This is a genomic window from Burkholderia sp. SCN-KJ (genome assembly GCF_024656005.1).
Lineage (GTDB): Bacteria > Pseudomonadota > Gammaproteobacteria > Burkholderiales > Burkholderiaceae > Burkholderia.
Map to the genome: position 1 here is coordinate 335,581 of NZ_JANKOG010000005.1, position 24,319 is coordinate 359,899.

General features: G+C 64.3%; 14 protein-coding genes and 1 pseudogene. 13 read left to right on the forward strand and 2 right to left on the reverse strand.

The genetic code is table 11. The annotated features are described in order from the left end of the window. Positions 1-65: 65 nt before the first annotated feature. The 13 genes from NQV17_RS11530 to NQV17_RS11590 all read left to right on the forward strand — a co-directional run bounded on the left by NQV17_RS11530 (position 66) and on the right by NQV17_RS11590 (position 20,912). Positions 66-2,318 (forward strand): serine/threonine-protein kinase, encoded by a 2,253-nt coding sequence (locus tag NQV17_RS11530; protein WP_257772358.1) that lies wholly within the window; start codon positions 66-68, stop codon positions 2,316-2,318. Then, positions 2,305-3,429 carry a type VI secretion system protein TssA gene (gene tssA / locus NQV17_RS11535; protein ID WP_124645681.1) on the forward strand — a complete coding sequence of 375 codons (1,125 nt, stop codon included), beginning with the start codon at positions 2,305-2,307 and terminating at the stop codon, positions 3,427-3,429. Before NQV17_RS11530 ends, tssA begins: the two co-directional genes overlap by 14 nt. Positions 3,430-3,488: 59 nt before the next feature. After that, positions 3,489-4,043 carry a type VI secretion system contractile sheath small subunit gene (gene tssB, locus NQV17_RS11540; protein WP_257772359.1) on the forward strand — a complete coding sequence of 185 codons (555 nt, stop codon included), beginning with the start codon at positions 3,489-3,491 and terminating at the stop codon, positions 4,041-4,043. Continuing rightward, the gene (gene tssC, locus NQV17_RS11545) at positions 4,036-5,553 is read left to right on the forward strand and encodes a type VI secretion system contractile sheath large subunit (RefSeq protein ID WP_257772360.1); all 1,518 of its coding nucleotides are present in this window, start codon (positions 4,036-4,038) and stop codon (positions 5,551-5,553) included. Before tssB ends, tssC begins: the two co-directional genes overlap by 8 nt. Positions 5,554-5,624: 71 nt before the next feature. Further along, a complete protein-coding gene (locus tag NQV17_RS11550; RefSeq protein WP_059525502.1) occupies positions 5,625-6,116 on the forward strand; it encodes a type VI secretion system tube protein Hcp in 492 nt (163 codons plus the stop codon). A gap of 16 nt (positions 6,117-6,132) precedes the next feature. Continuing rightward, positions 6,133-6,681, forward strand: a complete 549-nt coding sequence (gene tssE, locus NQV17_RS11555) for a type VI secretion system baseplate subunit TssE (protein WP_257772361.1) — start codon at positions 6,133-6,135, stop codon at positions 6,679-6,681. A gap of 4 nt (positions 6,682-6,685) precedes the next feature. Next, positions 6,686-8,557 carry a type VI secretion system baseplate subunit TssF gene (gene tssF / locus NQV17_RS11560; protein WP_257772362.1) on the forward strand — a complete coding sequence of 624 codons (1,872 nt, stop codon included), beginning with the start codon at positions 6,686-6,688 and terminating at the stop codon, positions 8,555-8,557. Further along, positions 8,554-9,687 carry a type VI secretion system baseplate subunit TssG gene (gene tssG / locus NQV17_RS11565; RefSeq protein WP_257772363.1) on the forward strand — a complete coding sequence of 378 codons (1,134 nt, stop codon included), beginning with the start codon at positions 8,554-8,556 and terminating at the stop codon, positions 9,685-9,687. The genes tssF and tssG overlap by 4 nt, the downstream gene beginning before the upstream one ends. Positions 9,688-9,699: 12 nt before the next feature. Beyond that, a complete protein-coding gene (tssH, locus tag NQV17_RS11570) occupies positions 9,700-12,378 on the forward strand; it encodes a type VI secretion system ATPase TssH (protein WP_257772364.1) in 2,679 nt (892 codons plus the stop codon). After that, positions 12,375-14,579 carry a type VI secretion system tip protein VgrG gene (gene tssI, locus NQV17_RS11575; RefSeq protein ID WP_257772365.1) on the forward strand — a complete coding sequence of 735 codons (2,205 nt, stop codon included), beginning with the start codon at positions 12,375-12,377 and terminating at the stop codon, positions 14,577-14,579. Before tssH ends, tssI begins: the two co-directional genes overlap by 4 nt. Positions 14,580-14,594: 15 nt before the next feature. Further along, positions 14,595-15,860 (forward strand): hypothetical protein, encoded by a 1,266-nt coding sequence (locus tag NQV17_RS11580; protein ID WP_257772366.1) that lies wholly within the window; start codon positions 14,595-14,597, stop codon positions 15,858-15,860. Between the two features lie 21 nt (positions 15,861-15,881). Continuing rightward, positions 15,882-20,546, forward strand: a complete 4,665-nt coding sequence (locus NQV17_RS11585; protein WP_257772367.1) for an RHS repeat-associated core domain-containing protein — start codon at positions 15,882-15,884, stop codon at positions 20,544-20,546. A gap of 21 nt (positions 20,547-20,567) precedes the next feature. Next, on the forward strand, positions 20,568-20,912 hold the full coding sequence (locus NQV17_RS11590; RefSeq protein WP_257772368.1) for a hypothetical protein: 345 nt from the start codon (positions 20,568-20,570) through the stop codon (positions 20,910-20,912). Positions 20,913-21,139: 227 nt separating this feature from the next. On the opposite strand, the pseudogene NQV17_RS11595 reads toward NQV17_RS11590, so the two are convergent. Both NQV17_RS11595 and NQV17_RS11600 read right to left on the reverse strand, forming a co-directional pair. Beyond that, positions 21,140-21,949, reverse strand: a pseudogene (locus tag NQV17_RS11595) (IS3 family transposase); the annotation flags it as partial. Between the two features lie 1,652 nt (positions 21,950-23,601). Further along, positions 23,602-23,961, reverse strand: a complete 360-nt coding sequence (locus tag NQV17_RS11600; protein ID WP_257772369.1) for an imm11 family protein — start codon at positions 23,959-23,961, stop codon at positions 23,602-23,604. Between the last annotated feature and the right edge of the window lie 358 nt (positions 23,962-24,319).

Consider the following 24,319-nt stretch of genomic DNA (forward strand, 5'->3'; position numbering starts at 1 on the left):
CGGTGCCGGCCGGCGGTCGGAGGCAGGCAACGCAGGCAATACGGATGCGGTATCGCGAGGTAGACATGAAGGACCCTTCATCGAGAGACAACGAGCACGACACGGCGACCCGCGGCGACGCGCCCGAATTCACGGTGCGGCCGCTGCCGCTCGGTCATCGCCTGGGCGAGCTGCAGCTCGACGAGGTGCTGGGCATCGGCGGTTTCGGCATCGTCTATCGCGCGTTCGACCGCACGTTGCGGCGCGCGGTCGCGATCAAGGAATACATGCCGTCGATGCTCGCGACGCGCGGTGGCGACTACACGGTGTCGCTGCGCTCCGAACGGTTCGCCCAGGCGTTCGACGCGGGACGCGGCGCGTTCCTCAACGAGGCGCGCCTGCTCGCGCAATTCGACCATCCGGGGCTCGTGAAGGTGCTGCACTTCTGGGAGAGCCATGGCACCGCATATATGGTGATGCCGTTCTACGAGGGGCGCACGCTCAAGCAGCTGCTCGACGGCGGTGTGCGGATGAGCGAGACGCAATTGCGCAACATCGTCGGCGCGCTGCTCGGCGCGCTCGACACGCTGCATCGCGCGCAGTGCTTCCATCGCGACGTTGCGCTCGACAACGTGCTGATCCGCCCGAACGGCAGCGCGATCCTGCTCGACTTCGGCGCGGCGCGCAAGCGGATCGGCGATCTCGTCGACGACGGCGCGATGATGATCAAGCCCGGCTACGCGCCGATCGAGCAATACACCGACGACCCCGCGTTCAGCCAGGGGCCATGGACGGATCTCTACGCGCTCGGCGCGGTGATGCACGCGTTGATCACCGGTGAACTGCCGCCCGCGGCCGTCGTGCGCAGCATCAAGGACACGTACCGGCCGCTCGCGTCGCGCGAGTTGCCGGCCGGCGAGGTGTACAGCCCGGCGTTCCTCGCGGCGATCGATCATGCGTTGCAGTTGCGGATCCCGGATCGGCCGGAGTCGGTCGCGGCGTTCGCGGCGGAACTCGGGTTGCGCGATCTCGACCGGCCGGGCGGCGGGTATGGTGCGGCCGTTGTGTCGCCGGCGGCCGATGCCGGGGGCGGCGGAGCAGGGAAGGCTGCTTCCGGCGTTTCGGGTGCGGCTGCGGGAGCGCTGGCTTCACAGGCGTCGTCCGCTTCTTCAACTGCTTCGTCATCCGTATCGCAGGCGTTGTCGCCCTCCGCGAAAACGGGGCTATCCGATGGACGTGACGATGATGAGGAGCATGCAAAGGAAGCGTCGCACGACGACCAGTCGGCTTCGACGACCGAAATGCATGGCGATGCCGGCATGCGATCGGCAAGCGCCGGGGCGGACAGTGGGCAAGGCCGTGCAACGGATACAGGGAACCTGAACGGAACGGCACTGCCGATTGCTGGCGCTGCTGGCGCTGCTGGCGCTGCTGGCGCTGCTGGCGCTGCTGGCGCTGCTGGCGCTGCTGGCGCTGCTGGCGCTGCTGGCGCCTCCACATCCACGCCCTCGCCGGGCGCAGCGCCTCCGATCCACCCGCCGCGCCGCCCATCGTTCATCGCGGCGGGCAACCGGCGCACGAAGACCTACGTGGGTGGCGCGCTGGCAGCACTGATCGTCGTCGGCATCGCCGCGACCTATCTGTCGCGTCCCGCGAAGGTCGCGGGCGAACCGGAAGCCGGCGCAAGCCAGCCGCCGGCCGGCGTCGCGTCCTCGGCCGGCGCGTCGGATGCGATGCTCGCGCAGCGTGGCCCGACGCCGATCGTCGTGCCGCCGTCGAGCATGCCGGGCGGATCGTCCGCGCAGGTGCCGCCGCCATCGCTGGCCGCCGCGCCGGCCAGCACGCCCGCCGCGGTGGCTGCCGTTTCCGCGCCGAAGGTCGCGACGACCGCCACGGACATCGCGGGCGTCACGCCGTCGCAAGCGGGTTCGAGCGCGACCATCGCGCCGGCCGGCAGCCTCGACGCATCGGAGCGCGTCGTCAACGTGCCGCCGTCGGAGGCTGCTGCGTCGCCGTCGGCCGCACCGATGCCAGCACCGGTGCCCGCGCCGGCGTCGCCATCGGATGCGGCGACAGCCGTCGCGGCGGTCAACGCGCCGGCCGTCGAGCAGCGCCCGCCGAAACAGGAGACCGTCCAGGTCCGTTTCAACGTGCGTCCGTGGGGCGACGTGTACGTGAACGGCGCACGGCGCGGCGCGAGCCCGCCGCTGCGCTCGGTGTCGCTGACACCGGGCGTCTATCAGATCGAGATCCGCAACGGCTCGCTGCCGCCGTTGCACCGCACCGTGGCGATCGACTTCGGCAGCAAACCGGTCAACATCGACTATGCATTCGAATGATGTCAGCCAGGCGGCGCCGGCCGCCGCCGCATTGTCCTCGCCGTCGCCCGGTTTGCCGGCCGCGACGCCGCGCGCCGGGTTGATCGGCCGGCTGCTGGCGGCGGTCTCGCCCGAAGCCCCGTGCGGTCCGAACCTCGAATACGACGCCGACTTCCTGCAGCTTCAAGCGCGGGCGACACCGCGCGCCGAGCAGCAATACGGCGACACCGTGATTCCGGCCGAGACGCCCGACTGGCGCGCGGTCGAGCGCCTCGCACTCGCGCTGGGCGAGCGGACGAAGGACTTGCGTGTCGCCGCGTATCTCGCGCGCAGCTGGACCGAGCAGCACGGCATTCCGGGCTACGCGGACGGGCTCGCGGTCGTCGCCGGCCTGATCGAGCGCTGGTGGGACGACCTGCATCCGCGCCTCGACGCCGATGGCGAACCGGATCCGACATTGCGAATGAACGCGCTCGCCGATGTCGCCGGCGCGCACGAATGCGCGCGCGCGGCGCGGCGCCAGCCGCTGTTCGACGGCGGCCCGAGCGTGCGCGACGCCGAACGCGCGCTCGACGGCCGCGACGATACGGGCGACCCGGCCGCAGGCAGCCGCGACGGCCTGGTCGCCGCGCTGTCGACCGCACGCGACGACGGCCGCGCGCCGATCGACGCGGTGCGCGCGGTGCTGGGTGCGCTGGATGCGATCCGCACGCACGTCACGGACCGGCTCGGCAGCGAATGGTCGCCCGATGCGAGCGACACGGAAAAGGCGTTGCAACGCATCGTGCGCGAAATGCCGGAGCCGGCACCGCTGCAAGCGGCACGGCCGGCGGACGGTTCGATTCCGGCAACGCCGGCCGCATCCGGCGCCGCGCACGCCGCGTCCGCGCCGGCCGCGTTGCCGCACGGAGAGGCCTGGCGCGATGCCGAGGTCGCGAGCCGCGACGACGTGCGGCTCGGCCTCGACAAGATGTGCCGCTATTTCGAACTGCACGAGCCGAGCCACCCGGCGCCGCTGCTGCTGCGGCGCGCGCAGCGGCTGCTCGCGCTCGACTTCTACGAAATCATCCGGGACCTCGCTCCGGAGAGCCTGCCGAAGCTGGACCTGCTGAGCGGCGAGCGGAGCGAATGAGGCAAGCCGCCCGGCGGCGGCGACGTACACGCAATCTGATCGATGTGAAGGAGCGGACGATGACGGACAGAACCAAGGCGGCAGGCAGCGGACAGAAGTTCATCGCGCGCAATCGGGCGCCGCGCGTGCAGATCGAGTACGACGTCGAGACCTACGGCGCCGAGCGCAAGGTGCAGCTGCCGTTCGTGATGGGCGTCATCGCGGACCTGGCGGGCAAGCGTGCCGAGCCGCTGCCGGATTTACCGGAGCGCAAGTTCCTCGAGATCGACGTCGACAACTTCGACGAGCGGATGAAGTCGGTCGCGCCGCGCGTCGCGTTCCAGGTGCCCAACACGCTGACGGGCGAAGGGATGCTCAACGTCGACATGACGTTCGAGCAGATCGACGATTTCTCGCCGGCGGCGATCGCGCGCAACGTCGACGCGCTGCGCCGGCTGCTGGAGGCGCGCACCGAGCTGTCGAACCTGCTGTCGTACATGGACGGCAAGCACGGCGCCGAGCAGCTGATCGAGCGCGCGATCAACGATCCCGACCTGCTGAAGACGCTCGTGCGCGAACCGCGCGCCGACGCGCAGGCCGGCGACGCGACCCAACCGGAGGCCCGCGATGAATGACCCCGTCCAGTCCCGCGCAGAAACTCGCAACACCCGCGAGGCCGCGCAGCCGGCCGTCGCGCACGGCGAGTTCGCCGCGCTGCTGCAGAAGGAGTTCAAGCCGAAGACGGCCGAGGCGCGCGAGTCGGTCGAGCGCGCAGTGCGCACGCTCGCGCAGCAGGCGCTCGAACATACGGTCGGCATGACGACCGACGCATACGGCAGCGTGAAGCAGATCATTGCGGAGATCGACCGGAAGCTGTCCGAACAGATCAACCAGATCCTGCATCACGACGAATTCCAGACGCTCGAAGGCGCATGGCGCGGCCTGCATTACCTCGTCACGCACACCGAGACCGACGAGCTGCTGAAGATCAAGGCCTTGCCGGCGTCGCGCAACGAGGTCGCGCGGATGCTCAAGCGCTACAAGGGCGTCGCGTGGGACCAGAGCCCGCTGTTCCGCAAGATCTACGAGGAGGAATACGGGCAGTTCGGCGGCGAGCCGTTCGGCTGCCTCGTCGGCGACTTCTACTTCAATCACAGCCCGCCGGACGTCGAGATGCTCGGCGAGCTGTCGAAGATCGCGGCGGCCGCGCACGCGCCGTTCATCGCGGGCGCGTCGCCGGAACTGATGCAGATGGATTCGTGGCAGGAGCTGTCGAATCCGCGCGACCTCACCAAGATCTTCCAGAACACCGAATACGCGGGCTGGCGCAGCCTGCGACAGTCGGAGGATTCGCGCTACGTCGGCCTCGCGATGCCGCGTTTTCTCGCGCGGCTGCCGTATGGCGCACGCACCAATCCGGTCGACGAATTCGACTTCGAGGAAGACACCGACGCCGCGAATCACGACCGCTACACGTGGGCGAACTCGGCTTACGCGATGGCCGCGAACATCAACCGCTCGTTCAAGCTGTACGGCTGGTGCTCGTCGATTCGCGGCGTCGAGTCGGGCGGGGCCGTCGAAGGGCTGCCGAGCCACACGTTCCCGACCGACGACGGCGGCGTCGACCAGAAATGCCCGACCGAGATCGCGATCAGCGACCGCCGCGAGGCCGAGCTCGCGAAGAACGGCTTCATGCCGTTCGTGCACCGGAAGAACTCGGATTTCGCGGCGTTCATCGGCGCGCAGTCGCTGTACCAGCCGGCCGAATATCACGACCCGGACGCGACCGCGAACGCGCGGTTGTCCGGCCGCCTGCCTTATCTGTTCGCGTGCTGCCGCTTCGCGCACTACCTGAAATGCATCGTGCGCGACAAGATCGGCTCGTTCCGCGAGCGCGACGACATGGAGCGCTGGCTCAACGACTGGATCATGAACTACGTCGACGGCGACCCCGTGAACTCGTCCCAGGAAACCAAGGCGCGCAAGCCGCTGGCCGCCGCGCAGGTGGTCGTCGACGAGGTCGAGGACAACCCCGGCTACTACACGTCGAAATTCTTCCTGCGACCGCATTACCAGCTCGAAGGGCTCACCGTGTCGCTGCGGCTCATCTCGCGCCTGCCATCGGCGAAGGCGGCGAACGAGTGAGCGGCACGCGGCATTCGATACGGCATTCAACCCGGCATTCAACCTGATTTCGCACCGAAACGGAGACGGCAATGGGCGTGGCAATGTTTATGAAGGTGGACGGCGTGACCGGCGAATCGGCGGACGCGCAGCACAAGGGCTGGACCGACATCGAATCGTTCACGTGGGGCGCGAGCCAGCCGGGCGCGATGGCGAGCGGCAGCGGCGGCAACGCGGGCAAGGCGAGTTTCAACGATCTCGTCGTGGCTGCGTACATGGACAAGGGCGCGCCGGCGATCGTCAAGAACTGCGCGAGCGGCAAGCACTTGCCGAAGGTCGAGATCTCCGCGTGCAAGACCGGTGGCACGCAGGTCGAGTTCATGCGCGTGACGCTGCAGGAAGTGCTCGTCACGTCCGCGCAGGTCGCGGGCATCGACCCTGGCGACGCGGCCGACCGGCTGATGATGCACTACGGCTTCCAGGCCGCGAAGGTGAAGAAGCAGTACTGGCAGCAGAACGACAACGGCGGCAAGGGCGCCGAGGTGTCGGTCGGCTGGAACATCAAGGAAAACACCGAGATGTGACGCTGGAGCGATGACGATGGACGACCCGCAAGCCCGCGCCGGCCGGCACGCCGGTGTGCGCGACCGGCTGCAGCCCGCGCTGCTCGACCGGCTGACCGACGACGCGCCGCAGCGCACGGCCGATCCGCCCGGCACGCAAGGGATCGGCGCCGAGCGCCTGCGCGCGGCCGTGCTGCGCGATCTCGCGTGGCTGCTCAATACGCGCAACGCCGAGGACGGCTTCGTCGACTGGGCCGCTTTCGCGCATGCGCAGGCCTCGGTGCTCAACTACGGGATGCGGCCGCTCGTCGGCAAGCCGATGTCGGGCGTCGAGCGGATGTCGGTCGAGGCGTCGATCCGCGACGCGATCGTGCGCTTCGAGCCGCGCATCGCGCCGGACAGCGTCGAGGTCCGCAGCGTCGCCGATGCATCGGACGGGCGCGCCGGCGAACGGCGTCACAACGTGCTGCTGTTCGAGATTCGCGGCACGCTGTGGTCGATCCCGCATCCGGTCGAATTCGTGCTGCGCTCCGACCTCGATCTCGAGACGGGCGCGATGTCGCTGCGGCCGGCGGCGGGAAACTGACACGATGGATACGCGCCTGCTCGACTACTACAACCGCGAACTCGCATACCTGCGCGAGCTCGGCGACGAATTCGCGCAGCAGTTTCCGAAGGTCGCCGCGCGGCTGCGGCTCACCGAATCGGGGCCGCCCGATCCGTACGTCGAACGGCTGCTCGAAGGCTTCAGCTTCCTCACCGCGCGCGTGCAACTGAAGATGGATGCCGAGTTTCCGCGCTTCACGCAGGCGCTGCTGGACGCCGTGTATCCGGGCTATCTGGCGCCGTTGCCGTCGATGGCGATCGTCCGGTTCGCGCCGATGCTGAACGAAGGCAGCCTCGCGCAGGGCTGGCGGCTGCCGGCCGGCACCGCGCTGCGCGCGCGGGCCGCCGCAACCGAGCAGACCGCGTGCGAATTCCGTACCGCGCACGACCTGACGCTGTGGCCGCTCGAGCTGACCGATGCGGCCGTCACCGGCGCGCCGTCGTGGCTGCCGCGCGGCGCCGTGCCGGCACGCCAGGACGTGCGCGGCGCGCTGCGCATCCGGCTCAAGGCGCGCGGCGGCGCCAGGCTGTCGCAACTGCCGCTCGAGCGGCTGACCTTTCATCTCGCGGGCCCGGAACGCGACGCGCTGCACCTGCTCGAACTGATCGCCGCGCACGCGCTCGGCGCCGTCTGCCACGACCCGGGGCAGCCGCCGAGGTGGCTGCACACGCTCGACGCCGATGCGATCGTCCATGAGGGCTTCGATCCGGCGCAGGCGATCCTGCCCGACGACGGGCGCAGCTTCCACGGCTACCGGCTGCTGCGTGAGTATTTCGCGTTTCCGGCGCGCTTCCTGTTCTTCAGCATCGGCGGGCTGCGCGCCGCGCTCGCGCGCGCCACCGGCGACGAATGCGAGCTGACCGTGCTGTTCGATCGCCACGACGCCGCGCTCGAGGCGGCCGTCGATGCGCGGCATCTGGCGCTGAACTGCACACCGGCCGTGAACCTGTTCGCACGTCGCGGCGACCGCATCCTGTTGCAGCCGGGCGCGCGCGAGCATCATGTCGTCGTCGACCGCAGCCGGCCGCTCGATCACGAAGTCTATGCCGTGCAGCGGCTTGCGAGCGAGCAGCGCGACGATGGCCGGTCGCGCGAATTCCGGCCGTTCCATGCGTCGTTCGCGCGCGACGACGGCAACTACGGCGCGTACTACACGGTGCGGCGCGAGCCTCGGCTGGTGTCCGCGCAGGCACGCGCGAACGGCACGCGCACCGGCTACGTCGGCAGCGAAACCTACGTATCGCTCGTCGACAGCCAGTGCGCGCCGTACGACGAGACGATGCGCTACCTGTCCGTCGACACGCTGTGCACGAACCGCGATCTCGCGCTGCTGCTGCCGCCGGGCGACGCGAACGCATTCACGCTGCGCATCTCGGCGCCCGTCGAGCGCATCGTCGCGATTCGCGGCCCGTCGCGGCCGCGCCCGCCGATCGCCGACGCACAGACGGCCTGGCGGCTCGTTCGCCATCTCGGGCTCGCCCGCCAGACGCTGACCGATCTCGACGACGACGAGGGCGCGCATGCGCTGCGCGAGCTGCTCGGCCTGCACGCCGACCCGGCCGATGCCGCGATGCGCCGGCAGATCGACGGCGTGCGGCGCGTCGCGTTCTCGACGGTGTTCCGGCGGCTGCCGGCGCTCGGCCCGCTGATGTTCGGACGCGGCGTGCAGGTCGACGTGACCGTCGACGATCATGCGTTCTCCGGCGACAGCCCGTTCCTGCTCGGCGCGGTGCTCGAACAGTTCTTCGCGCGGCATGTTTCGATCAATGCGTTCGCCGAATGCGTGCTGACCAGCGTGCAGCGCGGCACGCTCGCGCACTGGCCTGCGCGCATCGGCAGACGGCCAGCGATATGAAACACGGCACGCCGCCCGGCGCTCGATCGGCCGTCGAATCCGCCCGCCGCGATGCGTGGTGGGCGCGACTACGCGCCGCGCCGCATGGTTACGACCTGTTCCAGGCGTTGCGCTGGCTCGACGCGCTGTCGTCCGGCCGCGCACCGCTCGGCCATGCCGCGCGGCCGCGCGACGAACCGGTGCGGCTCGGGCAACGGCCGTCGCTTGCGTTCGCGTCGTCGATGGTGGCCGGCGCATACGACGGATACGACGGGGACGGCGGCGCCACGCGGCCGTGCATCGCGATCCACGGTTTCGGACTGTTCGGACCGAACGGTCCGCTGCCGACCCACCTGACCGAATACGCGCACGAGCGCGCGGCCCAGCACGACGACCCGACCTTCGCCGCGTTCGCGGACCTGTTTCATCATCGGCTGATCCTGCTGTTCTACCGCGCATGGGCCGACGCGGAACCGACGGTGAGCCTCGATCGTCCCGGGCGCGCACGGTTCGACGCGTATGTCGCGAGCCTCATCGGGCGCACCGCGCATGACGACAGGCCGGCCGCGCAGGCCGATGCGGAACGCACGGCCGCCGACACGCTCGCGCCGCATGCGCATTATTTCCACGCGGGTCATCTCGTGCGGCACACGCGCAACCCGGAAGGGCTCGTGCAGATCCTGCGACGCCATTTCGGCGTCGACGCGCGCATCGTCGAGCACGTGCCGCGCTGGGTCGCGATCGAGCGCTCGCAGCGCTGCGTGATCCGTGCGACGCGGCCGACCCTGTGCGTCGGCGGCGTCGCGCTCGGCATCGCGGTGCGCGACGCGCAGTCCCATTTCCGGATCGTGCTCGGGCCGCTATCGCTCGACGCGTACCGGCGCTTCCTGCCGGGCGGCCCGCACGCGCGGCAACTCGCGCACTGGGTGCGCGAATACGTCGGCATCGAGTTCGACTGGGACGTCCAGCTCGAACTGGCGGCCGACGCGGTGCCCGCGATCGCGCTCGGCGTGCCGCAGGGCCTCGGCCGTACCGCGTGGCTCGGGCAACGGCTCGACGCGGGGCCCGCGCGCGATCTCGTCGTCCGTTACGACGCGCGCCGTGGCGGCCCGCCGCGCACCGGCGCCGCTCCTCATCGCGAAACCGCCTAAACGGGAACCGTCATGTCCGATATCGGCCGCGTCAACCTGTTCGGAAAGCTCGACCCGCTCCTCTACGAGACGCTCGAGCAGGCGACCGGATTCTGCCGGCTGCGCGGCAATCCGTACGTGGAACTCGCGCACTGGTTCAAGCAGCTCCTGCAGCGGCCCGACGGCGACCTGCAGCGCGTGCTGCGCCGGTTCGAGATCGACGAGGCCGCGATCGAGCGCGGCCTCGTCGCGTCGCTCGATCGGCTGCCGCGTGGCGCGGGATCGGTGTCGGACCTGTCCGTGCACATCGACGACGCGGTCGAGCGTGCGTGGGTCTATGCGACCTTGAAATACGACGCGACGCGGATTCGCGGCGCGGTCCTGCTGCTCGCGATCCTGAAGACGCCCCAGTTGCGCAACGCGTTGTACGCGATCGCACGCGAGTTCGAGCGCATCGTGCCCGACGTGCTCGCCGACGAACTCGCATCGATCGTCGACGGTTCGCCCGAGGCGCAACCGGCTGCGCGTGGCGACTCGGGCCTTGGCGCCGGCGCCGCCGCCGCCGCCGCCGCGATGCGCGGTGTGCCAGCCGCGGAAGGCTCGGCCCTGGCGCGCTTCGCCGTCGACCTGACCGCCCGAGCGCGGGCAGGCGAGATCGACCCCGTCGTCGGCCGCGACGCGGAGATCCGCCAGATCGTCGACATCCTGCTGCGGCGCCGGCAGAACAACCCGCTGCTGGTCGGCGAGGCCGGCGTCGGCAAGACCGCTGTCGCGGAAGGCTTTGCGCTGCGCATCGCCGCCGGCAACGTGCCGCCGTCTCTGCGAGACGTCGCGCTGTGCCTGCTCGACATCGGGCTGCTGCAGGCCGGCGCGAGCGTGAAGGGTGAATTCGAGAGCCGCCTGCGCGGCGTGATCGACGAAGCGATGTCGTCCGTGCGGCCGACGATCCTTTTCATCGACGAAGTCCATACGCTCGTCGGCGCGGGCGGGGCCGCCGGCACCGGCGACGCCGCGAACCTGCTGAAACCGGCGCTCGCGCGCGGCCTGCTGCGCACCATCGGCGCGACCACCTGGTCCGAGTACAAGCAGTACATCGAGAAGGATCCCGCGCTGACGCGGCGCTTCCAGCTCGTGCATGTTCTCGAACCCGAGGAGGCCGCCGCCGTGACGATGCTGCGCGGCCTCGCCGCGAAACTCGAAGCCCACCACCGCGTGCTGATGCTCGACGATGCGCTGCAGGCCGCCGTGACGTTGTCGCATCGGTATATTCCCGCGCGGCAGTTGCCGGACAAGGCGATCAGCCTGCTCGACACGGCCTGCGCGCGCGTCGCCGTCAGCCAGCACGCGGTGCCCGCGCCGATCGAGGACGCGCGCCGACGCATCGACGGCCTGCGCGTCGAGCGGGAACGGATCGCGCGCGAGTGCGCGCTCGGCAGCGGCGACACCGCGCGGCGCGACGCGATCGATGCCGAGCTTGCCGCCGTGCAGGCGGAACTCGATCGGCTCGATACACGCTGGCAAGCCGAGCGCGACGCATTGGCCTCGATCGTCGAATCGCGCGCCGCGCTCCTCGACGACGCGCCGTCGCGCGCGCTCACCAGCGACGCACGCGCCGATGTCCTGTCGCGCCTCACAGCCGCGCAGCAGGCGCTGGCCGAGATGCAAGGCGACGCACCGCTCGTGCTGCCCGCCGTCGACACGCATGCGGTCGCCGCCGTCGTCGCCGACTGGACCGGCATCCCGCTCGGCCGGATGGTGCGCGACGAGACGCAGGCCGTGCTCAAGCTCGCCGAAACGCTCGGCGAACGTGTCGTCGGCCAGCACCATGCGGTCGAACTGATCGCCCAACGGATTCAGACCGCACGTGCGAAGCTCGACGACCCGACCAAACCGCACGGCGTGTTCCTGCTGTGCGGGCCGTCCGGCGTCGGCAAGACCGAGACCGCGCTCGCGCTGGCCGACACGCTGTATGGCGGCGAGCGCAACGCGATCACGATCAACATGAGCGAGTTCCAGGAGGCGCACACGGTATCGACGCTGAAGGGCGCGCCGCCCGGCTACGTCGGCTACGGGCAGGGCGGGGTGCTCACCGAGGCCGTGCGCCGGCGGCCGTACAGCGTCGTGCTGCTCGACGAGATCGAGAAGGCGCACCGCGACGTGCACGAGATGTTCTTCCAGGTGTTCGACAAGGGCTGGATGGAAGATGGCGAAGGGCGCGACATCGACTTCCGGCATACCGTGATCCTGCTGACGTCGAACGTCGGCGCAGATCGCGTGATGCAGCTGTGCCGCGACCCCGAGCGCCTGCCCGACATGCAGACGCTCGCCGATGCGCTGCGCGCGCCGCTGCTCGACGTGTTCCCCGCCGCGCTGCTCGGCCGGCTGACCGTCGTGCCGTACTACCCGCTGACCGATGCGACGCTCGCGCGCATCGTCGAGTTGCAGTTGCGGCGCTTCGAGAAGCGGATCGATCTGCATCACGGCATCCGGCTGCGCTGCACCGATTCGGCGACCGCGCTGATCGTCGAGCGCTGCCGGACGATCGAATCCGGCGGCCGCATGGTCGACGCGATCCTCACGCATACCGTGATGCCGCGCATCGGCCGCGCGATCCTCGAGGCCACGCTCGAAGGCCGCGCGCTGGCTTCGATCGAGGTGAGCGCGGCCGGCGGCGAATTCGCTTACCGGTTCGACGAGGAGGGAACGACGTGAATCGCGTATTCACACTCGACAGCCCGCACGGCGACGACCTGAAATTCCATACGCTCGACGGCAGCGACGACCTCGGCCGCCTGTTCGAATTCCGGATCGACGCGCTGGCGGACAGCCATAGCCTGTCGCTGAAGGACATGCTCGGCAAGCCCGTGACCGTGCGGATCGAGCAGCAGGATCTGTCGACGCGTTACTTGAACGGCATCGTCGCGCGCGCGACGCTGGCCGGCCGGCGCGCCGAACGGCACTACGGCTACGAGCTGATCGTGCGGCCGTGGCTGTGGCTCGCGACGCGCCGCTCCGATTGCCGAATTTTCCAGAATCGCACCGTGCCCGACATCGTGCAGGAAGTGCTCGCGCCTTACGGTTTCCCCATCGAGAACAAGCTGACCGATGCGTACGTGCCGCGTGAGTTCTGCGTGCAGTACAACGAGACCGACACCGCGTTCGTGATGCGATTGATGGAGTTCGAGGGCATCTATTTCTATTTCCGGCACGCGGCCGACAGTCATACGCTCGTGCTGTGCGATGCGATGTCATCGCACGTCGCGTTGCCCGGCTACGAAACGATCCCGTACATCGCGCAGGATCGCACCGCGATCGCCGACGAGGAGCACGTCGACGGCTGGCTGCCCGCGCAGGAGGTGAGCGTCGGCAAGCATCAGACCGCCGACTACGACTATACGAAGCCGCGTGCGGATCTTTCGTCGCAGAAGGTCGATCCGCGTGGGCATGATCACGACAGTTTTGCGTCGTTCGAATGGCCGGGCGGGTATCGCGACGATGCGCCTGGTGCGCATTACAGCCGCGTGAGACTCGAGGAGCAGCAGGCCGAGCATGAGCGGGCGAGTGCGGATACCGACGTGCGCGGTGCCGCGCCCGGGTATCTGTTCACGCTTGCACATTGTCCGCGCGCCGATCAGAACCGCGAGTACCTGATCGTGCGGTGTCGATACCGTTTCCAGGAGAACGCGTATGCGAGCGATCAGGGCGCGGAGGCTGTCGTGCATCGAACGACGATGCTCGTGCAGCCGTCGAGCCTGCCTTATCGATCGCCGCGTGAAACGCCGCGCCCGCGGACGAACGGGCCGCAGACGGCGACCGTTGTCGGACCGCCCGGCGAGGAGATCTGGACCGACCAGTACGGGCGCGTGAAGCTGCAGTTTCGCTGGGATCGGTATGGGCAGAGCAACCAGGATTCATCGTGCTGGGTGCGGGTGTCGAGCCCTTGGGCGGGCGGTGGATTCGGTGGCGTGCAGATCCCGCGCGTCGGCGATGAGGTCGTTGTCGATTTTCTCAATGGTGATCCGGATGAGCCGATCGTGACGGGGCGGGTTTACAACGGCGAGAAGATGCCGCCGTGGGGGTTACCGCGCAGTGCGACGCAGAGCGGGTTGCTGTCGCGCTCGTCGCCCGGCGGGACAACCGACCATGCGAACGCGTTCCGGTTCGAGGACAAGAAGGGCGCCGAGCAGCTGTGGATGCATGCCGAAAGGAATTTCGATGCCGAGACCGAACTCGATCATTCGCTGTCCGTCGGGAACAACCACACGCATACCGTCGGAAACGACGAGACGATGCAGGTGAAGAACAACCGGCAACGGAGTGTCGGGCAGGACGAGACGGTGAATATCGGCAAGAACCGGGTCGCGCAGATCGGGGTGGATGAGACGCATGGGGTGGGGGGGAATCGCATGCGAACGGTCGGCAAGAACGAAACCGTGACGATCGCCGCGAATCGCGACGCGACCATTGGTGGAATACATACCGAGACGGTTGCGAAAGCCAAGACTGAAACGATCGGCGAAGGCAAGACGCTGAACGTCGGACAGATGTATCAAACGACTTCGCAGGACATGAAGACGCTGGTTGCGTCGTCGCATACCGAGGAAATCGGTGCACGTACATCGACGATTGCGAACGCCCATACGCACACGGTCGGCGGCGAACACACCGTCAACGTCGGCGCGAACCAGACGACGAACGTGCAGCATCAGGTCACCGTCAACGCCGGCGATCAGCTTTCGCTCGTCTGCGGGATGTCCAGCATCGTGATGAAGCGCGACGGCACGATCACGATCCAGGGTGTCAACGTCGCATCGACCGGCTCCCAAAGCCATAGCGTGCGCGGAACGACGGTCACGTCGTCGGCCACGGGCGAGCACACGGTCGAAGGCACGATCCTGAAACTGAATCCATAACGGAGGCTCGCACGAATGCAGAACTGGCAGCCGACCAATCCGGTGGAACGCAGGTTCATGGATGCGCACACGGACTGGATGCGTTTTGCGAAGGATCGCGATGCGCGATTGATGATCTGGCAGACCGACGAAAAGGATGCGGAGCTCGTGCGGCTGTATTTCCAGGTTCAGGACGAGACGTCGTGTGCGGTAAGGACGATGCGCGCGTCGTTCGTCAATGAAGCGGGCTATGCAAGGGCGTTGACGGACGAGCTTATTGCGTTCTACGACAGCCGGCGCGAGGGGGCCGCCGCGCAGGGCGTACGTGCAGACTGGCAGCCTCCGTATGACGATGGCAAGAATCCGGCGCTGTATCTGTTCGCGGTTGCGGACAGCCTGATGCACCACCACCCGGATATTTTTCCGGCGATGGTTTTCGTGCTGGAGCCGGCGAAAGTGCGGGATGACGCGGCATGGGTGCGATGGATCGACGATTTGCTGTCGATTATCGCGGTCGCGCCGCAGCTTGCCGAGCGCGTGCGTTTTGTCGTGCCGCGTACTGATATCGCGCCGTTTGCTGCGTTGATGCAACGGCATCGTGCCGCGGTGCGGGTCGTGTACGGCAAGTATTCGATGGCGAGCGTGGCACGTGAGTTGCTGGCGGAGTCGGGCGAGCGCGGGCCGAGCGGTGAATTTCGACGGCATTTCGTGTTGCTGACCGAGATCATCGAACGCGGCAATCCGACTCGGCTGGAGGAAGTGCGCGCGGCTGCGCTGAAGGTTGCTGAGCGCGAGCAGTGGTTCGATCAGTGCGTTGTCGTGCATCTCATTGCGGGGGCGGCGTATCTGAAGTGGCGCGATCGCGAGCGCGCGATCGACGCGTATCGGAGCGCGGCCAGCAGCGGGATGCGCGCAGTCGAGGCTGGGCATCCGGCCGGGCACAAGCTCGTCGCGAACGGATTGTTCGGCGAGGCAAGCGTGCATTTGACTCATAAGGACTATGCGCACTCAGCTTATTGCTACGAGCGTGCGGTCGCGTCGACCACGGCGGCGAAGGATGGACTGATGACGGTCGAGGCGTGGCGGATGAGCGCCGTGTGCTGGGAGCGGGCAGGGGAGCGCGAACATGCGCTGGAGGCCGGATTCAATGCGCTCGATGCGGGATTGATGATCGACGAGCCGATGCGGGCGAACAGCAATCTGTCGATGGTCGTCGAGTGGATGGTGTCGCAGCTGGGTGCTCGGGACCGGCGGCGCAACGCGTTGAGCGAGAAAGTCGCGGCGTTGCGTGGTGGGCGCTGAGCGTGAACGAGGGCTGAAATCGTGGCACTCCCGGCCGTCAAGCATCTCGATCCAGTCGTTGGCGTCGACGTTCATTCGGTACTGGTCACGCCCGGTACGCCACCTGTGTTCCTGCCGCACCCTCATGTCGGGTTCATGCTCGATCTGCGTGAGTACGTTCAAGCCGCAAAAGCCGTGGTCGGCTGCATAGCAATGATCATCGTGCAGGAGAAGGTGACCGAATACATCGAAGACCATCCCGAAGATGTGGAGAAGCTGGCGCATCTGGCCGATGAGGCGAACCGGCAGATCAATGACTTGATGGGTGGCGGCAAGCTGCCGGACTTCAAGGACGACCCCAACGTCGCTGAGGGGATGCGGCTGGCGAAAGAGGCCAACCAGATCAAGAACCGCATAAGCGATGATCTTGGTTCGAACGTCGGGTCGGGAGGAAGTAGCGGCAGGCCGATTTTTGTGAACGGGATGATGCGGGCCACGGCCGGGACGCATGCGTATCACGTACCGGGGTTGCATTTCCCGCTTGGAGAATCGTTTGCTCCGCCGCCCGAGGAGGTTGAACCGTCGAACGACGGGGAATCGTTCATGGGCAGCAAGACGGTGCTCGCCAACAACGATCCGATGTCGTACATGGCGTTGGAGGCGTTGAGTTGCTGGTCGGTCGGGATGGAGCCGCCTCCGCATAACAGCGCGCATACGGATCGGACTTATCCGTCGATGCCGAGTTCGGTGATGTTGCCGATTCCGGCAGGGAGGCCGGTTTTTGTGGGCGGGCCGCCGATCATGAATATGGCCGCTGCGGCGAAGGGTTTGTTCAAGGCATTTCAGGGATCGAAGTGGGCGAAGGCGCTGGCGGACAAGCTGAATTTGAAGCCGGGGTTTCTCAAGTGCAATGTGCTGCACGCGGAGCCGGTAGATGTCACGACAGGCGAAGTCATTGTCTCGCATCACGATTTCAAGATCGCCGGACATCTTCCTCTCGAATGGAACCGGCATTATGCGAGTAGTGAGCAGCGCCTCGGTATCGTTGGCGTTGGATGGAGGACGCCGGCCGACATTCAGTTGAATCTCATTTCGCACGACGACGGCATCGGGGCAGCTATCTACTTCGTTGATCACGCCACGGCTTTCGATGAAGTTCCGAGGCATGATGGGTGGTCGACGCGTGTCTACGATTGGCAATACGGCTATGCACTGTATTCTCGCGACAACCAACTGATATTGAGAACGGGCGAGTGCATCGAATACGGGTTCTCGTTACCGCAATCGTGGGACGCGGTCATCGGCAGCCTATCCAACACGCCCGCGCTCACGCTGACGCTCGACTGGATCGGTGATCTACACGGTCATGCGTGGCTGTTCGATCGCAAGCCGTCAGGTCAACTTTCGCGTGTCGTCGAACATGATCTCGACGTTCCAACCGGACGATACATCGAATGCGAATGCAGTATCGCCTCGCATAGCGCGTTGACGACGTCGATGACGCTAATCGATACCGACAAGCATGCATACCCGCTCGCAGGGTACGAACAAGATCGCGAACTGAATCTGGTCGCGGCGCTCGACGCGATGCAGAACTCATGCCGTTTCAACTACGAGGGCGGCAATCGGATTACCCGGCAGGTGAGCGCACGCGGCGTTTCATTCCACTACAGCTATCTGCAAGGTAGCGACGGCGTATGGCGCGTCGATCACGCGTGGGGCGATGACGGCGTGCTTGACTATCGCTTCGAATACGATCTCGATCGATATGAAACGCGTATTGCCGATTCCATGGGGCACGTCGCCATCATCCAGATGAACGGGCGCCACCTTCCGATCGCCGAGATCGACGTACTCGGCGGCATAACCAGCTACGGTTACGACGCCCAGGCGCGAACCAGCACCGAGACAGACCAGATAGGCCGTACGTCTCGATGGGAATACGACGTACACGGCAATCTGATCGCGCAATTCATGCCAGACGGCCGGGCTATGCGAGCCGAATATGATGCCAATCACAAGCCCTTGTGCGTCACCGCTCCGGGGGGGCGTCAGTGGCGATACGTGTGGGATTCACGTGAACGCCTTCGGTCTTACGTTGCCCCATCTCAAACGATATCCAGATACGAGTATGACAGTCATGGCCGCATCACGTCCTGGACCGGGCCGAACGGCGATGCAACGACATTCGGTTATGACCGTCACGGCAATCTCGCTTCAATAATCGATGCGCTCGGGAACGCTACGCGATATGAGCGCGACGCGCGTGGATTCGTCGTTGGCACGATCGATGCGGCAGGACATGAAAATCGTTACGAACGAGATCCATGCGGCAGACTCGTGCGAGCCATCGAATCTGACGGACGAGAATCCCACTATGCCTATGACGCTGATGGGAATCTGATTCGATATTGCGATCCGGTCGGCAATGTGACATGCCTGACCTATACCACTCTCGGTGAGATCGCGAAGCGGACTCACCCGGATGGCACCGAAGTCCGCTATTACTACGATACCGAGGGACAACTTGTCGACGTTGTCAACGAGCGAGGAGAGCGCTATCTGATCAAGCGCGATGTGCTAGGAAGAATAGTCGAGGAAATCGACTATTGGGGGCAGTCACGCCGCTACGAGTACGGCCCGACCGGTGAACTCCTACAATCGATCAACCCTCTCGGTCAGACAATCCACTATCGATATGACAGAGTGGGGCGGATCGTCGAGAAACGTATTCCCGATCCCGACCAGCCGAACGGATTTCGCACGGATTGCTTTCACTACAACGAACATGGCGACCTCGTCCGGGCATCAAACCCATCCGCGATCCTCCAGTTCAGCTATGACGCAGACGGCCGGTTGATCGAAGAACGGCAGGGAGACGACTTCAGGCTTTTCAATCGATACGATGCGGCCGGCAATCGCGTCGAACGGAAAACGCACCTCGTTTCCGGTGGCAAGCTCGTCGAGCAGTCGATTCTTTATGGCTATGACGCATTGAATGCCGTCGTCCGAATCGAGATCGACGGACACGCACCGATCGTCATCCAACGGGATGCGCTTGGCCGAATCCGAGACGAGCGCTTGGGCGATGTTCTCCGGCGCGAGATGTCTTACGAAGTAAGAGGGCGCTTGTCCCGGCAAGCGCTCCTTGTCGATACCGGGGAAATGTTCGCCATCGAGTATGCATATGACGCGAACGGCGATCTGATCGAGCGACGCGATTCCCGGTCCGGCATCGAGCGGTTTCAGTACGATTCGGGCGGAAACGTTGTTGAGCATATCGATCCTGAGGGTACGGTACGCCGTTTTCTGTACGATCCTGCCGGAGATCTGCTGCGGACGAGAAATTTTCTGACGGGCACCACCCAGAACAGTTCGACGTCACGCACATGGCTGCGCGAAGAGCGGCACGGCGACAGTCTCTACGTGTTCGACAGAGCGGGCAATCTCACGCACAAGCAGGATGCGGAACAGGATGTTGAGCTTCGATGGGATGCCGGGGGGCAATTGACTGAGTCGTTAGCGACCCGACATGCTGGAAAAGGCAACCGCCGTCACGATTGTCGTATTCTCGTCCGGTACGAATACGACGCTTTTCAGCGACGAACCAGGAAAATCATATCGACACTGCGGCACGAAGTCAGTCGCACACGTGTTCATCGATTCTTCTGGGACGGCGATATGCTCGCAAGCGAATTGCGATTCGATGTCGCAACGACGGACCAGAATACATCAGAAGTCGAGCAAGCCGCGCATCGCCTCACCAGGGTCCAACCGGGTACGCGCGACGCGCCGACTCGTCAGGACGTACGAGACTGGATCTATTATCCGGACACATTTTGTCCGCTCGCGATGGTTCATCGGAACTTCAACGCCGAGATAGCGCGCACAGCGCGACAACATGAAGATCCAGGCGAGGCAGAGGGGCCTTTACCAAAACAGCCGCGACCTCCCGCGCTGGTTCCAGACTATGCAGCCCAGATCAACACAGATGATCGGTCGCAGTCCTATCATCTGCGCAGCACAGTCTACTTCTTTCATAACGACCCGAACGGTGCACCGGTCCGTCTGGTCGACGAGCGGGGCGACGTCGCATGGGAAGCGAGTTACGCCACATGGACAAGCGATATCGGGAAAGGTAGATCCAGTCTCGATCAACCCATTCGGCTTCAAGGGCAGTACTGCGACGAAGAAACCGGTTTCTGCTACAACCGATATCGGTATTTTGACCATGAAATCGGGCAATTCATCAGTCAGGATCCGAGCAGGATCGAGGGCGGTCCATCGCTCTATAAATACGCGCCGAATCCTGCCGCATGGGTCGACCCCTATGGTCTTGCGAATACCATTGACGGACAGGGGAATACGGTCCCGATCGTCGCCCTGGGTATCCCTGACAAGACCTTGTTCAAACCCAAGTCCGGCATCACGACGCCATACTCGCGCAACTCCAAATGCGGACCAACCGCGGCACAAACGAGGGCCGTACAAGGCAAACCATGCGCGGAGTGCGGTCAGACGAAGCCCAAGATGATTGCGGACCATATCGATGCACTTGTGGTCGAGTATTATCGAACTGGCGCCAACGACGTCAGCGTGCAGTCGTCGGTTGCCGCGGTGCAACCCCATTGCCCCAGTTGCTCGCCATCCCAAGGGGGCAAGGCATCGGCATTTTCGAAAGCAATGAACAAGATTCTCGGTATCTGAACGCGCATCCGGAAGAGGAAGATGGAATCACGACACGAAGCAGCGATCGCGGAAATGCAGCGCGAAGTATGCGAACGATATGGGTTGCGCTGCGAACCCGTTGAGGACATGGTCGCCTTCGCGACCTCGACGTTGGGTCAAATGCCTGTCTACGGCACGCGAGTTGAACGGGGAGCGGAGGACAATATCAGTTGGTACTTTCACTGTGGCGAGTATTCGGACGCCGATGATTTCTATCAGCCGATACATACGGAGCATCTTCAGCAAATGCTGCCGCTTATCATCAAGTATCTCGCGCTCCCTCCGGGCACACATTTCATCATCGACAATCAAGGATACGAAGATGTTTGGCAGGAGTCGGCGTGAAATCGCCGGGGAGAGCGATGCCAGGGGCATGGGTGAATACGAGATCGAATAGGCCAACGGCGGACGCATCTCGTCTCATGCATGTTTTATTATTTTACATAATTTGACCGTCGAGCGCGTCGATGCCCTTGGCTTGATTTTACATAATGCCGATGATCGAACTTTTTGATTGTAGTGGCTAGATTGAAATGTCCGCTTTGGGGGTGCGGCTAGAATCTTGGACTGGTTTATGCCGCGAGCCCGAGGCGCTCCCGGTATTCGAGCGGACTCAGTGAGCCAAGCGAGATCTTAATCCGCTTGGCGTTGTACCAGCGGATGTAAGAATCGACCGCCTCGATGAACTGCTCGATGCTTGTAGCCTGCCAGGTCCGAGGATAGAACAGTTCCGTTTTCAATCGGCCGAAGAAACCTTCGCATGCCGCATTGTCGGGCGAGCAACCTTTGCGCGACATCGAGCGAATCAGCTTCGCATCGCGCATCCGTGAGAGCCACCCTGGCCAGCGATAGTGCGCACCGGGATCGGAGTGGACCCTTGGCTGGTGTTGGCTGTTGGCCACTGTCTCGATCGCTGCGTCGAGCATGGTATTCACAAGCTCGGCGTCCGGACGCGTGCTGATCGACCAACTGACAACTAGCCCATCAAAGCAGTCGATCACGGGCGATAGATACACCTTGCCGGCTGGAATCTGGAATTCCGCAATGTCGGTGAGCCACTTTTTATTCGGCGCTGCCGCCCGGAAGTCGCGATTGACGAGGTTTTCTGGCGCGGGGCCTATTTCGCCTTGATAGGAGCCGTAGCGACGCCGGCGGGCACTGCCAGCGGCCAAGCCTTCTTGCCTCATCAAACGTCGAACGACTTTCTCCGATATGAAGACCTGCTGCTTACCGAGTGCCGCGCGTATCCGGCGATAGCCGTAGCAACGGTAATTGAGTTCGAAGATGTTCGTGATGACGCGACGCACGCCAGCATACTTGTCAGCGACAAGCAATCGTGCGCGATGGTAAAAATAGGAACTGCGGGCAAGACCCAATACGGCGGTATGAATACATGAACTACCTCCAAGGTAGTCCAAGATTTTGTCCGCACCCCCAAACGTACCGATGATACATTCGCGCATCCGCGCCCTGATGGAAGGCCGCTTTGGAGGCTCGACCCGAAGCAACTTGATGAGGCGCCCTTGTTCTCGAATGAGCATCGTTCGTCTCTGATTCCATGCGATCACACCAGAGCATAACAAAACAGTACGTCATGAGCGATTGAGCAACGGCTCATATCCTATCGCGTCATTGTCCGCCAAAGACAATCTCACTGAACTGAAACGCGCCGGCGCGTCGTGCATCCGGTTGAAAAGCTCACCTCCCGACCGCTTCATGTCGCCGTTTGCGGCGAGTCCTTTCGGTTGTCGTGATACTGATGAAATAACACCGAGCACACCAGTGGCCACGTCGAATCGTATTCGGTGTGGCGAGCCATCGATGGCCTCGGGCGCATTCCCACTCAAGTCTGGTTGCGCTATTCACATAAGTCGCTGAGACGCACTTCCCACCACGCTCAAGCGCAATGTCTTTCATCAGATCAAGCCCAAGCCTGGACGCGTCGCGGCTACACACTGGGCACCAGTGTCCCCGAACAACTGCCCCAGGAGCAGCCTCCCAGCGATGCCCGTGTTCGCACTCCCATTTCAGAGGCGTCGCCGCGTTTCGGTATGTTTCGGACAAGCACCGACCGCCCAGCTGCGTCGCCCGCTGGCGCATGCGCTCGATCCCAAAGCACATCGAGTCCCGCTGACACTCCGGGCACCAAGCACCACGAAAGATTCTCGCGCCTTGTGTTTCCCACTCGTGATCAGCACCACACCGGAACCTGTAGTAGGCTTTGCTGCCCTCGTAGACCTTCGAGAGACAAACCCCACCGTGGCTCTTCGCTCGTTCACGTAGCCTTGCCAGGCCGTCCTTGTGACGATATGCGTGCACCTTCTCTCGGTCCGAGCAAATGCGACACCATGCACCCCGCACGATCTCGGTACCGGAAGTCTCCCATTCGTGCCCAGCAGCACACCGGAAACGATAGCGCTCTGTCAGTTTCGTGTAGCCGGTCGACAAACACTTGCCGCCTCTCGCTCTTGCCGCGGCTCGCATGCGCGTCATCCCATCCGGATCGGCCATGCGCCTCGAATGTTGCACCCTCGCGCAGAGCACGCACCAAGAGCCCTTTCGCAGATTCTCGGCAGTCTTCTCGAAAACGTGCCCTGCCTTACATACAAACTGGAGTCGTGTGCCTCGGCCCGCGTACTGCCCCGAAAGACAGCGGCCGCCGGCGTGGCGCGCGAGTTGATGGATCTGACGCAGGACCTCGTCAACGCGACATGCCGGACACTGGACCATCGTGTAGAACAGATAGGAGCCGCATCGGCTTGATTCGTGTCCCTTGCGACATCGAAATCGATACTGCGCGTGCCAGCCTTTCCATTCAGATTCCAGCAACTTCAATCCGTATGGACGAAGAGCCTCTCGCATCCGCTTCAACTGATCGAGTGACAACGTTGCTGCTCCGCTAAATTCCTTTCGTCGGCGTACCCGCCCATAGAGGCCTAGAAGTCGACCACCCCAATGTATGATTCTTACACGTTATTCGTGAAATCGAGGCCACCCTGGCCATGCTCTGACTAGTCACGGGAGTTGCGAAATCCTACTTCTCAGATTGCGAAATGACCTCTCCGTAATCGAACCCTTTTAATTTATTTTGCTCTACAAGCTCTCTAAAACGCTCGGATACAAATACCGTAGCCGGGCTTTCTTTTAGGCGAAATATATCAGCCCCTTCAATGCGACTATTCAGAAGAAATATTTTATTAAAAACCGTCGCCCGAGGGTAGACTTTGAATTTTGATGCATCCATATCGACAGCATTCTCTATCACCCGGGTTACATGAAATCCGAACATGTCTTTTATCGGGGCCTCGACCTGCAATATCTCCCCGCTGTCACGAAGTACCGGCGCCAATACATCAAGCGCCCTCTCACTAAACACGAGAAACGGAGATAGCATCGTATGAACGTCGCTGGTCTTTTTTCTGCGCGAAGTGCCCCGTAAGCTTAACGGGGTCATAGTGTCGCCCAAACCCTCGCCCACATAGAGCGGTTGCTCGTATAGCTACGCTCTTGTCGTATGCGATTTCACCGCCATCGTCGACTTGAACGAGAGGCTGAAATGCTTCATCCTGCCTCAAACCGTAAACGTTACTCACGCACCGCCCCACATCCAAATTCCATAAATACCGAGAATCCATCAGCTATTATGGCGCGGTGCAACTCCTCGCGCATGCCGGCCTCACACGGCTCAAGATAAAATGTCGGCGTGTTCCTCTCAGTACCCACGACATCCAGACCGATACTATTTACCTTTC

Bases quoted from the DNA above. Each gene is read 5' to 3' on its own strand.
- NQV17_RS11530 (WP_257772358.1), top strand. From the start codon at position 66: ATGAAGGACCCTTCATCGAGAGACAACGAGCACGACACGGCGACCCGC.
- tssA (WP_124645681.1), top strand. From the start codon at position 2,305: ATGCATTCGAATGATGTCAGCCAGGCGGCGCCGGCCGCCGCCGCATTG.
- tssB (WP_257772359.1), top strand. From the start codon at position 3,489: ATGACGGACAGAACCAAGGCGGCAGGCAGCGGACAGAAGTTCATCGCG.
- tssC (WP_257772360.1), top strand. From the start codon at position 4,036: ATGAATGACCCCGTCCAGTCCCGCGCAGAAACTCGCAACACCCGCGAG.
- NQV17_RS11550 (WP_059525502.1), top strand. From the start codon at position 5,625: ATGGGCGTGGCAATGTTTATGAAGGTGGACGGCGTGACCGGCGAATCG.
- tssE (WP_257772361.1), top strand. From the start codon at position 6,133: ATGGACGACCCGCAAGCCCGCGCCGGCCGGCACGCCGGTGTGCGCGAC.
- tssF (WP_257772362.1), top strand. From the start codon at position 6,686: ATGGATACGCGCCTGCTCGACTACTACAACCGCGAACTCGCATACCTG.
- tssG (WP_257772363.1), top strand. From the start codon at position 8,554: ATGAAACACGGCACGCCGCCCGGCGCTCGATCGGCCGTCGAATCCGCC.
- tssH (WP_257772364.1), top strand. From the start codon at position 9,700: ATGTCCGATATCGGCCGCGTCAACCTGTTCGGAAAGCTCGACCCGCTC.
- NQV17_RS11580 (WP_257772366.1), top strand. From the start codon at position 14,595: ATGCAGAACTGGCAGCCGACCAATCCGGTGGAACGCAGGTTCATGGAT.
- NQV17_RS11590 (WP_257772368.1), top strand. From the start codon at position 20,568: ATGGAATCACGACACGAAGCAGCGATCGCGGAAATGCAGCGCGAAGTA.
- NQV17_RS11600 (WP_257772369.1), bottom strand. From the start codon at position 23,961: ATGCTATCTCCGTTTCTCGTGTTTAGTGAGAGGGCGCTTGATGTATTG.